Genomic DNA, 11,737 nt, shown 5'->3' on the forward strand with positions numbered 1-11,737 from the left:
CATACTCCTGTTCCTGACTATCACTTATTGTCAGTGAAAGACTATGCTTTTATGAGCATACAGGTTTCGAGGGGATGTCCGTTTAACTGTGATTTCTGTGAAATTACTTCCCTTTTGGGACATAAGGTCAGGATGCAACCGGCACCTAAGGTCATCGAAACGCTTGAAACCTTGTACCAATTAAACTGGAGAGGCCCCGTTTCGGTAGTAGATGATAATTTTATCGGCAATAAAAAAGAAGTCAAGTACCATTTGCTGCCAGCCATGAAAAAATGGATGCAGGAGCATAACTATCCCTTTTCGTTTAATATTCAAAGCTCGATAAACCTTGCTGATGACGATGAAATGCTGACTCTGATGACCGAAACCGGCTTTAATTCTACCTTTATCGGCATCGAAACACCAGATGAAGATACGCTTCAGGCCTGCAACAAACATCAGAATGAACACCGCAACCTCCTCGAAAGCGTGAAAAAAATACAGCAGGCAGGCTTCAATGTTTCCGGAGGCTTTATTGTCGGGTTCGACAGTGATAATGAAACAGTCTTTCAACGCCAGGCTGATTTTATCCAGAAGAGCGGAATAGTGTCGGCCATGGTGGGTTTACTGAATGCACCCAAAAACACACAACTCTATCACCGTCTGAAAAAAGAGAACAGGCTGACCGTTGAAGCTACCGGTAACAATACGGATTCTTCCATGAATTTTGTGCCGAAAATGAATTTTAATGATCTGATTTCGGGTTATAAATCTTTAATCAGGAACCTGTATGAGTCGAGGCCATTTTATCAGCGGACAAGACAGTTCATGATGAATTACAGAAAAAACAGGGTTAAAAATAACAACATCAGCATTGCCCAACTCAGGGCAGTGGTCAGACTCATATTGATTATCGGAATTTTGAACAAAGGTCGGACTGAATTCTGGAAATTTCTGTTCTGGACATTATTCAGACGCCCTGCCCTGCTGGTTGATGCCCTGACCTTCACTGCATACGGACATCATTTCAGAATTATTTACGGCCTTGACAAATGATATGATCCGGATTAAAGTGTCTGCCTCAGATAATTATCATTTTGATGAAATTGAAGCAGAATGAACACTTCATCAAACGCTTTCCCTGAAAAAAGAGGCTTTTTTGATATTACCTCAGCTTTGCTTCAATGTCCTGAAATTTCCGGTAAGCATCCGCATCGAGCTGAAGAACGAGATCATGATGTCCCAGCTTGTCGAGACAGTAAAGAAAATATGCGTTCAAGTTGTCCCTCCCTGCCTCTTTATCTGAAAAATGAGTAATAGCCAGCCAATAAAGGTGAGCCGCAAAATCATAATCTCCCGACTGTAAAGAAATATCGGCATAACGCATGAAATCCCTGTGAAAGGCAGCTCTATTCTGGAATAAACTGTCAGCTTCCTTTTTGAGTTGACAGATTCTGTCGCTACTCATACGCAAGGAGTCAACATGGGGGCATAAAACCGGATCGTACCGGCTTATAAGTGTTTCAATATCAAAATCATATTCCTTTCCTTCAGCCTGATTCAATACAAGCTGCTTATTCCATGCAAGGGCTGAGGTTGGAAAAATATCTAAAAGATGATGAAGCTTTTCCTGAGCCTGATGAAACTGCTGCTGATCAATGAGTTTCTGAACAGAATCCAGAAGGAGATCCTGCTGCCTGAAAATAACATGCAGCCAGATCAGTTCATCGAGGTAGTAATCGGCAATGGAGTTGTTCTTTTTAAACAAATCGAGGACGGACAAAAGCCGATAGGCCTTATCCAGTTCCCCGTTTGAAATAAGTAAATATATTTTAATGGCATACTGAAGGTAATTGTCGGGCATCATTTCAATCAGGGCTTTCCAGTAGCGGGGATTATACGTAGTCATTGAATCCACATCAGGATTTGAGTTTTTCATCACCTTGTTTATCCTGTTTCCTATCGAAATCACATCCTGATAACGTTGATGGCTGCTGCTGGCAAATGCAGATAAAACAGGTAGAGCTTCATTCCTTGCTTTTTCCTTCAGGTAAAAAATCTTTCCCTCCAGCGATGCTTTCATAAAATTGTTTTCCGCCTCCACAAGTGGATTTCTGACAGGTGGCAGGTAAACATCTGTGGTATCTTTTGTTTTTCGCTTATCCAACAATTCGATAGCATAAACAAAATCAATCAGGTATGATTTAACCGGTTTGATTTTGCCCAATTCGGCAAGCAATTCATTTTCTTCAGCCTGATTTAATTCCGGGCAGGCGGCAAGGAAGAAAACCGGACTTGTATCTTTGCGTATGATGGTTTGAACTATCAGATGATGAGGGGTCTTCAGCTTTTGCTGAAAAGATTCAAGAACCTTTATCTGCCGCGAAGTGAAACTGACAAAACGACCCCTGTCGAAACAAACCTCCGAAATGGTATGATGGGTAATATAAATCAGCCTTGATTGCGAAAAAGACGTAACTCCATGAAAAACAAGGATAAGTAGAAAATATAGTCGGGCTGTTTTCATACTGCAAAGGTATTTGTGCTTTTTAAAACTCAGGATAGTCCTGCACTGATATTGCTGACATTCTCCGACCTTTGCAAAAAAAAGAATATGAAAAAATCTTTGCTGATAGTAACTTTTATCCTGATTTCCATCATCAGCGCTTTTTCTCAGACCATTCACCAGAATATTAAGTGCCGGGTAAACGTGAATGAAAAATCTCTTTTTGTTGAAGACGAAATTATTCTTCCGGTTTCTTACATAAATAATGACAACTACCTGACATTCAGCCTGAATAAAAATTTCAGCCTTATTCATGAAAAAATTGAGCTAGGTTATGATATTTCTCAGATAAAAACAGACGATAAGCTGACTTATTACCGGATTAGTTTCAATGATTCAGCCGTAAACGGACAATATCAGGTTTTGCTGAAATATCAGGGAAAGGTAGAAGGTGCTATCACTCCGGGCACATCCGAATATGCACGTGGATTCAGTGAAACAGACGGTATTATCTCCAGGGAAGGTGTTTATCTGGCTGGCTCTACGGCCTGGGTTCCTGATTTTCAGGCTGAATTATTTTCTTTCCAACTGACTGCCTCTATTGATTCTGCCTATACGGTTGTTTCTCAGGGCCGTTTAATTTCCGAAAATATTCAGGAAGATACGCGTGTAATGGTTTTTGATTCACCTGAACCACAGGATGAAATATATCTGGTAGCCCGAAAATGGATCATTTACCGCCAAAATTATAACGGCATTTCTGTCGAAGCTTTTCTGGCAAAGCCTGATCCCGATCTTGCAAAAAAATACATGGATGCCACAAAAGAATACCTAACCCTTTACCATCATCTTATAGCACCTTATCCATATTCAAAATTTACCCTTGTCGAAAATTTCTGGGAAACAGGCTATGGGATGCCTTCTTTTACCCTGCTCGGAGAAAAAGTTATCCGTTTCCCATGGATTATTTCTTCCAGCTATCCTCATGAACTTTTACACAATTACTGGGGAAACAGCGTTTATGTAGATTATTCAACAGGCAACTGGTGCGAAGGGATTACTTCCTATATGGCCGATCATCTTTTCAAGGAGCAAAAAGGCGAAGGAGAGGAATACCGCAGAAGTACCCTGCAGAAATATGCCGATTTTGTCAATCCAGAAAATGATTTTCCATTAAGTCAGTTTAAATCAAGAAACAATCCTGTCGAGGAAGCCATCGGATATGGCAAATGCCTGATGATGAACCACATGTTGCGAAGAGAATATGGCGATGAAGTTTTTCTGAGGGCTTATTCAAAGTTTTTCAACGACAACAGATTCAAACGTGCTTCTTTTAATGACATCAAAACAAGTTTTGAGGAAATTACCCGCGATGACCTTGACTTTTTCTTTGATCAATGGGTCAACCGAACCGGAGCTCCAGCCTTTTCCCTGAAAGACGTGGTGGTTTCCAGAGAAGGTGAGTATTTTGTCCTTTATTTCAAACTCGATCAGGTGCAGACGGAAGAAGTTTTCAAAATGAATGTTCCGGTGGCTGTCTGGCTTGAAGGTGATACTACGGTTACAATGAAAAACGTTATTTCCGACAGGAGAAGCGTTCAGGTAAAATGGAATTTTACGAAAAGGCCGTTAAAAATAAGCGTGGATCCTCAGTTTGATGTTTTCAGACTGGTAGATAAACGTGAGGTTCCACCTTCTCTTTCCCGCATGTACGGAGCAACAAAAATTTTACTCGTTGTACCAGTGAGCGACCCGAAAGCCTATGAATATGAACTGCTGGCCAAACAATGGCAGGAAAACTTCAGAAAAGAAGGAAAAGTGGCCGATATTCTTTACGACAAAAACCTGTTGACCAATATTGATTATCAGGCCATCTGGATTTTCGGCTATGGCAACCAGTTTTGCTTCTATAATCAGTTTGCCGATAAGTTTAAAAACCTGCTGGACTCAGCAACATTAGCCAAATGGGAGCTCGACAAAGCCAAAAATGAACTGATCTTTGTCTATCCCCATCCCGATAAACCCTATCAGACTTTTGCATTTGTCGGAATGCATGATTTTACGGCAACCCAGTCGCTTACCAATAAATTGCCTCACTACGGAAAATACAGTTATCTGGGATTTGAAGGGAAAATAGCTACCAACAACCTCAAAGGGGTTTTTGAAGTTCTGGATTCACCACTGAGTTACATCATGAAATATCAGACACCGACTCCTTTGCCAACTGCCAGATTGCCAAAACGTAAAGCATTGACAGACAATTGATTATTCGATTTTTTCCTCATTTAAATTCAAAATAACAGAGGGGAACCTGCAGGCTGGCAAACATTGAGAAATCATTTATCTGTATTTATTTCCATACCTGATGCCCTGTTCACTTGCCCGGAATGAAAATTTTTATGCTAAAATACAATTGCTATATATCCTTTATGATAAGCCTGAAATAAATACCTTTGCAGCGTCAGAAATTATACTTCATGTACCTTTTTTATCATATCGGACGCTTTTTACTATTGCTCAGGGAGGCTTTCGGACGACCCGACAACCATCGTATCCTGATGAAAAGAACTTTCCGCGAAATGAATGTCATCGGAATAGAATCCCTCGGTATTGTTTTTATGGTGTCCTTGTTTATGGGAATGGTTCTGACACTCGAAATAGCCTATCAATTAGTTTCTGCATGGGTACCCGATACTGCCATTGGCGAAATTGTCAGTGATACGACCATGCTCGAGCTTTCTCCTACCATCACCTGTCTGGTGCTTGCCGGCAGGGTGGGATCTAACATAGCAGCTGAGCTTGGAAATATGAAAATCAGTGAACAGATTGATGCCATGAATATCATGGGAGTTAATGCAGCCTCCTACCTGATCATGCCAAAAATAGTCGCCTCTATCATTGTTATCCCCATGCTGATCATTGTTTCAAATGCACTGAGTATAACCGGTGGCTTGTTTATCGGGCATATTACCGGATTTTGCAGCTCTTTTGATTTTATTCAGGGAGCTCAGTCCACCTTTGAAACTTTCACCTTTGTTTTTTCACTGATAAAAGCATTCACCTTTGCCCTTATCATCAGCACTATCTCATCTTATCAGGGATTTATCGTTACAGGTGGAGCCATCGAAGTGGGACGTGCCAGCACACGCGCAGTGGTTCAAAGTTCAGTGCTTATCCTGTTTTTTGATTACCTCTTAGCCCAATTGTTACTATGACAATATGATAGAAGTCAGGGAATTATATAAGTCGTTCGAAGATAAAGATGCCATTAAAAACATCAGCTGCCTGTTTGAAGAAGGCATCATCAACATGGTCATTGGGTCAAGTGGAAGCGGTAAGACCGTTTTACTGAAATGTATTGTCGGCTTGCTCAGGCCTGATAAAGGTAAAATCTATTACGATCATCAGGATTTTACAGCCATGGGGTATTTCGAGATGAAAAGACTTCGTCAGAAAATAGGAATGCTCTTTCAGGGCTCTGCCCTCTTTAATTCGCAGACAGTATTTGAAAATATTTCATTTCCATTGGTCATGCACACCAGTATGAGCAAGGCAGAAATCAGAAAACGGGTAGAGTATTGCCTCGAACGGGTCAATCTGGATAAAAAAGTTGCTGATCTATATCCTCAGGAACTCAGCGGTGGCATGCAAAAAAGGGTAGGCATTGCCCGCGCTATCGCCAACAACCCAAAGTATATTTTCTATGATGAACCCAATTCAGGCCTTGATCCCAAAACATCAAGGGTTATTGATGCCTTGATAAAAGAAATTTCTCATGAAATGAAAACAACTACCATCGTCAACTCACACGACATGACAAGTGTTTTCGATATTGCCGACCATGTGTATTTTATCTATGAAGGCCAACTCTGGTGGAACGGAAAACCTTCCGAAATCATGCACTCAGCTAATGCTGAACTGATCCAGATGATCAATGCAGCAGGGAAGCATGAATAACTAACACCTGCTCTTTTATATTTGTGTGATTTTTAAAAATTTCACCCTTTCGGGGTTTGTAAGGGGATTGGTGATTGACGCTGATTAATACGGATAAAAGATAAAAAACATCAGGGAAAGAACTGCCAGTATCCACATTCCCGATGAAATTTCCTTTATTTTTCCGCTGACAGACTTTACCAGCACATAGGCAACAAAGCCGGCTGTCATGCCGAGGCCAAGATTATAGGTAAAGCACATAAAGGTAATAATGACAAATGAAGGAATTAACTCTGTCAAATCGGTAAAATTAAGTTTCACCACCGGAGACAGCATGAGCATTCCGACAATTATCAAAGCCGGTCCGTAAGCAAAAGCAGGCACGATAGTAAACAGTGGAGCAAAGAATAAAGCTGTCAGAAACAATAAAGCAGTAACCACTGAAACGAGGCCTGTTTTTCCTCCGGCTTCAATTCCTGTAGCTGATTCAATAAAAGCCCCACAGGTTGTAGTTCCAAGTAACGACCCGGCAACGGTAGTCAGGGCATCACACAACATAGGTTTTTCGATTTCAGGTAATTCTCCTTTATCATCAACCATACCTGCCTTATAAGCGATACCCATCAGGGTACCTATCGTATCGACAAAACCCATTACGAAAACCACCAGTATAACGGGAAACATACCCCATGTGAAAACCTGACTAAAATCAAGCTTCAGAAATATCGGAGAAATATCAGGCGGCAGGCTGACCAGTTTATCAGGCAGGCTGACCTCTCCAAACACTACAGCCAGAATCGTAATAAGGATAATCCCGAATAAGATAGCTGCTTTTACCCTGAAAACCATTAAGATACCCATCATTAAAAATCCGGCAATGGCGAGCATCACACTAAGTTTTGAAAAATCGCCAGCATGAACGGGAGCCCCGGGATTGCCCAGCGTAACGATACCAGTCTCATTCAGTCCGATAAAGGTTAAAAACAAGCCAATACCGACAGAAAAAGCTATTTTCATGCTTTCCGGTATTGAATTGGCCAGCCACGAGCGGATTTTAAACAAAGTTAGTAAAGTAAAGATAATTCCGCTGATAAAAATAGCTGCCAGAGCCTGTTGCCAGCTAAAACCAAGCAAATTAACCACAGTATAGGCAATAAAAGCATTTTCGCCCATATATGGGGCAATGGCAAAAGGCCTTTTGGCGTAAACACCCATCAACAGAGTACCAAAAAATGCGGAGATAATCGTGGCCACCATGCTTGCCCCGAAAGTAAACCCTGCTGCTTCCAGTATTTTAGGATGAACAATGATGATATAAGCCATGGTTACAAAGGTGGTGATACCAGCCATAACTTCCGTTTTGTAACTGCTGCCATGGACAGTTACACCAAAATACCTGTCAATTGCTTTCATCCCTGATAATTTGTGTTTTTTTAAAATACAAATTTAAAGAGGTTGAGCAAACAGAAAATGGTATCTGCTGCCTGCTCTTATTCCTATCATTCTTTACTAAACCAAAGGAATGTAAATGTCTGTTTTCAGCTTTTCCGGAGGAGTTTTCCCCGGACTGTTCAGGTATTTTTCGAAACAATGAATATCCCTCAATGTTTTACCACTTTCAGGCAACCATTGCCTGTAAATGTAATCATAGGTCTCATTCAGTTTTTCATAGGGCCCTAAATGTCGGAACACCGCATAATTACCACCTTCAATGGTTTTAACACCAATTTCGCCTTCAGGTCTGACGTCTTTGCTGACAGTGATACATGCTTCATACCTCAGCTTTTCTTCCTCTGTGATATGCGGATCATCATAACTAATGCCGATAAATTCTGTTCCAAAGCCCCAAAGTCTTTTTTCCGAAGCAAAAGCACTCACTTTATCCCATGCCTTAGCTGTACCTGCACTGTCGTACGGGCCGATGCTCATCACATAAATTACCCTTTTTTCTTTTCGTTTTTTAAATTTCGGCTTGATTTTCATAATTTTTTCACTTTTATTGATTTGAACAAATTGTAATGCCTGAGTTTGAAAAACAATTTCATTTCTGAAATTTGCCGGTGACACGCCAAAACGTTTTTTAAAAGCCCTTGTCAAAGAAGCAGGATTATCATAACCCACCATCCATGAGATATCCTGAATTGGCAATTTGGTATTAATCAGCAGGTTAGCAGCCTTATCGAGTCGAAGACGCTGAATAAAAGAAGACAAGGGTTCTCCCAGGTATGCCCGCATGATTCGATGGAAGTGAAAAGCAGAGAAATTCGCTATTGAAGCAAGCTTTTCCAGTTCAGGGCTCTCTTCCAGATGTGCATTAATAAATTCCAGCACCTTGTTGATGCGAACATGGTAATCATTCCTTGTTTCAGGCCTTTGGGTCATCAAAGAATTTTTATTCAAACATAAAAGCACACAAAGTTAACCTTCTTTTCCTTTCTTGCTGATTTGGCAGCGGTGGATATTTTTTTCACAAAATCTGATAATACGTTCAAAATCTTACCTTTGAAGCCAGAAAAATAAACTTAAAAAAAATGATGAAAGCATTATTCTTTATGATGGCTGTAATGACGCTGATTTTTTTCAGCGGATGTCAACCCAAAAAGAGTGAAAAGACAACTGCTGCCACTTCATCAGCAGATTCGCTCGATTTTGTTAAAGCAAACGGAAAACTTACACCTGAAATCCTCTGGAAATTTGGCAGGATAAATCCTGAAATTCAGCTTTCACCCGATAAAAAGACCATTTTATATGAAATGACCAGATACAACCTTGCTGAAAATAACAGCAATACGGATTTATTTATTCAACCTGCCAAAGGCGGAGAAGCCATCAACCTGACCAATACACCTGAAGTAAGCGAGAGCAACGCACAATGGCGTCCGGACGGGAAAAAAATTGGCTTTCTGGCCCCTGACGACAGCAGCTGGACACAAATCTGGGAAATGAACCCCGATGGGAGTGGAAAAATACAAATCAGTTCTGTCATTGGAGGTATCAATGGCTTCAAATATGCTCCGGATATGAGCAAAGTATTGTATATCAAAGACGTAAAACTTGATAAAACGCCAAATGAAATTTATCCTGACCTGCCTCTTGCCGAAGCCCGCATCATTGACGACATGATGTACAGACACTGGAACGCATGGCACGACTTTGCCTATAGCCATATTTTCATTGCCGATGTTAAAAACGGGAAAGTTGAAGAAGGCACCGACATCATGGAAAATGAACGTTTTGACTGCCCGATGAATCCTTTTGGCGGAATGGAACAAATCAACTGGAGCCCTGACAGCAAAAAAATTGCCTATGCCTGCAAAAAAATGACAGGGAAACAATATACCCTGAGTACCAACTCCGAAATATACCTTTACAACCTCGATGATAAAACAACTGTAAATATTTCAGAACCAGGCTTTGACGGCTATGATTTCGACCCTGTTTTTTCTCCGGATGGTAAATTAATGGCATGGAAAAGCATGGAAGAAGATGGTTTTGAATCGGACAAGGAAAGGGTTATCGTTTATGATTTTTCCACAGGGAAAGCAACTGATATTTCCAAAGATTTCGATTACAGTTCCAGTCATTTTGTTTTTTCTGACGACAGTAAAACCTTGTATTTCATCAGTGGCATTCAGGCAACACATCAGATTTGTAAAGCCGATCTCGGAACAGGAAAAATTACTCAAATAACCAGCGGTGATCATGATTATCAGTCGTTTGAAGTGGGTCCGGATTTTCTGATTGGCACAAAAATGAGTCTTTCTCATCCGACTGAAATTTACAGTATCTCACTTTCAGATGGCAAGGAAACTCAGACAGGGCATACCAACGACTGGATTTTTGAAAAAATCTCGATGGGAAAAGTTGTGAAACGCTGGATTAAAACCACCGACAACAAACAAATGCTGACATGGGTTGTCCTTCCTCCCGATTTTGATTCTTCCAAAAAATATCCTGCTTTGCTTTATTGTCAGGGCGGACCGCAAAGTGCTGTAAGTCAGTTTTTCAGCTATCGCTGGAATCTGCAGATAATGGCTGCCAACGGTTATGTGGTAGTAGCACCCAATCGAAGAGGGCTTCCTTCATTCGGTGAAGCCTGGAACGATCAGATCAGCGGGGATTATGGCGGACAAAACATGAAAGACTATCTGTCAGCCATTGATGATGTGTCAAAAGAACCCTGGGTCGATAAGGAGCATCTTGGCGCTGTGGGAGCCAGTTATGGCGGTTTTTCCGTGTTTTATCTGGCAGGTAACCATCAGAAACGCTTCAAAGCTTTTATTGCCCATTGCGGTATGTTCAACCTCGAAAGCCAGTATGCCTCCACCGATGAATACTGGTTTGTCAACAAAGACCTTGAAGGACCTTACTGGGAAAAGAAAAACAGCTTTAAGTTTTCACCGCATTTGTATGTCAAAAACTGGGATACCCCCATTCTGATTACCACTGGCGAAAATGATTTCAGAATACCTTATACGGAAAGCCTTCAGGCCTTCAACACCGCTCAGCTGCTCGGAATTCCCAGTAAGCTGATCGTTTTTCCGAAAGAAACCCATTTCATCCTGAAACCTCAGAATTCAGTGCTCTGGCAAAGGGAATTTTTTGCCTGGCTCGATAAATACCTGAAGGTTCAGTAGGTTTTTTATTTGCTGAAATTCATTGATTTAAGTTAATTTGTTTTCTCTTCGCAACATATTGTCAAACAAAGGTTTGTTTCAGGCATTTTTCTGGATATGGCTGATTCTCATTTTTATTTTTTCATCCGTTCCCGACCTGCCTGTACCTGAAAAAAAAATAGCCGATTTGTTCCGCACCGACTATCTGATCCACTTCTTTCAATACATGGTTTTGGCTTTTTTCTTTGTCATAGCAAAAGGAAAAACATTTTTCCCGCTTCGTACTTTTCTGATATTCTGGCTAACCGGCACATTCATTGGTACCATTGATGAGCTACACCAGCTTTTTATTCCCGGAAGAGCCTTTAATATTCGTGACATGCTGCTCAACTCAGCAGGATTTTTATTTGGTACGGTGCTGACGGCTTATTTACTGTTGATAATTTTTCCTTCTGATAAAAAAGAATGAGGTTATTTTTGAAACTCATTTTTAAGAGATGAAAATATACCATCCTGAGTATCATGAGCTTGACAAAGAGAAACAAAATCTTCTCCTTCAGGCCAGAGAAATTTTACCAAATGCATATAATATTTATTCCGGATTCAGCGTTGCCTGTGCAGTAATGACGTCTTCAGGGAAAATTTTCAGAAGCTGTAACATGGAAAATGCCTCATACGGACTTAGTATCTGTGCCGAACC

10 protein-coding genes are annotated in these 11,737 nt (G+C 40.8%); 7 read left to right on the forward strand and 3 right to left on the reverse strand.

Features of this window, described 5'->3' with window-relative positions; translation table 11 throughout:
• The coding region (locus GX437_12735) for a B12-binding domain-containing radical SAM protein (protein NLJ08521.1) at positions 1 to 1,035 on the forward strand (1,035 nt) is incomplete at its 5' end.
• Positions 1,036 to 1,144: 109 nt separating this feature from the next.
• Here GX437_12735 and GX437_12740 read toward each other — a convergent pair.
• Positions 1,145 to 2,506, reverse strand: a complete 1,362-nt coding sequence (locus GX437_12740) for a hypothetical protein (GenBank protein ID NLJ08522.1) — start codon at positions 2,504 to 2,506, stop codon at positions 1,145 to 1,147.
• An 87-nt stretch (positions 2,507 to 2,593) separates the two neighbouring features.
• Between GX437_12740 and GX437_12745 the strand changes: the two genes are divergently transcribed.
• The 3 genes from GX437_12745 (at position 2,594) to GX437_12755 (ending at position 6,442) form a co-directional block, all read left to right on the forward strand.
• A complete protein-coding gene (locus GX437_12745; GenBank protein ID NLJ08523.1) occupies positions 2,594 to 4,750 on the forward strand; it encodes a M1 family metallopeptidase in 2,157 nt (718 codons plus the stop codon).
• Between the two features lie 212 nt (positions 4,751 to 4,962).
• Positions 4,963 to 5,700: an ABC transporter permease gene (locus GX437_12750; protein ID NLJ08524.1), complete on the forward strand. Its 738-nt coding sequence runs from the start codon at positions 4,963 to 4,965 to the stop codon at positions 5,698 to 5,700.
• Between the two features lie 4 nt (positions 5,701 to 5,704).
• Positions 5,705 to 6,442 (forward strand): ATP-binding cassette domain-containing protein, encoded by a 738-nt coding sequence (locus tag GX437_12755; protein NLJ08525.1) that lies wholly within the window; start codon positions 5,705 to 5,707, stop codon positions 6,440 to 6,442.
• An 84-nt stretch (positions 6,443 to 6,526) separates the two neighbouring features.
• Here GX437_12755 and GX437_12760 read toward each other — a convergent pair whose 3' ends face one another.
• Positions 6,527 to 7,834, reverse strand: a complete 1,308-nt coding sequence (locus tag GX437_12760) for an NCS2 family permease (GenBank protein ID NLJ08526.1) — start codon at positions 7,832 to 7,834, stop codon at positions 6,527 to 6,529.
• A 96-nt stretch (positions 7,835 to 7,930) separates the two neighbouring features.
• A complete protein-coding gene (locus GX437_12765) occupies positions 7,931 to 8,803 on the reverse strand; it encodes an AraC family transcriptional regulator (GenBank protein ID NLJ08527.1) in 873 nt (290 codons plus the stop codon).
• 152 nt (positions 8,804 to 8,955) lie between these two features.
• On the opposite strand from GX437_12765, the gene GX437_12770 reads away from it, so the two are divergent.
• The 3 genes from GX437_12770 to GX437_12780 all read left to right on the forward strand — a co-directional run.
• A complete protein-coding gene (locus tag GX437_12770) occupies positions 8,956 to 11,058 on the forward strand; it encodes a S9 family peptidase (protein ID NLJ08528.1) in 2,103 nt (700 codons plus the stop codon).
• 58 nt (positions 11,059 to 11,116) lie between these two features.
• Positions 11,117 to 11,506 carry a VanZ family protein gene (locus GX437_12775; GenBank protein NLJ08529.1) on the forward strand — a complete coding sequence of 130 codons (390 nt, stop codon included), beginning with the start codon at positions 11,117 to 11,119 and terminating at the stop codon, positions 11,504 to 11,506.
• Between the two features lie 28 nt (positions 11,507 to 11,534).
• Positions 11,535 to 11,737, forward strand: a 203-nt coding sequence (locus tag GX437_12780) for a hypothetical protein (GenBank protein NLJ08530.1), incomplete at its 3' end; no start/stop codon positions are given.

It is taken from the genome of Sphingobacteriales bacterium (assembly GCA_012517435.1).
GTDB lineage: Bacteria > Bacteroidota > Bacteroidia > CAILMK01 > JAAYUY01 > JAAYUY01.